Origin of the sequence: Pauljensenia sp. UMB3104 (assembly GCF_030217285.1) — a bacterium.
GTDB lineage: Bacteria > Actinomycetota > Actinomycetes > Actinomycetales > Actinomycetaceae > Pauljensenia.
Genome location: NZ_JASONN010000551.1, coordinates 1 through 241, shown reverse-complemented (window position 1 = coordinate 241; position 241 = coordinate 1). Strand labels below are relative to the sequence as shown.

The following is a 241-nucleotide window of genomic DNA, read 5'->3' as shown; positions in this document are numbered from 1 at the left end:
ACGACGATCATCACGGCCACCAAAATCACGGCGTTCATTATCGCGACGCTGGAAGTCACGACGCTCACCATCGCGACGGTCATCGCGGAAGCCACCACGACGATCATCATCACGACGCTGGAAGTTGCCTCGGCGATCATCACGCTGCTGGAAGCCGCCGCGACCGCGGTCCTCGAACCCACCGCGTCGGTCATCACGACGCTGGTAGCCACCGCGATCCCCACGACGATCATCACGGCCA

1 protein-coding gene is annotated in these 241 nt (G+C 62.7%); it reads left to right on the top strand.

Annotated features, from left to right (window positions below):
• The coding region (locus QP415_RS12755) for a hypothetical protein (protein WP_285100319.1) at positions 1-241 on the top strand (241 nt) is incomplete at both ends.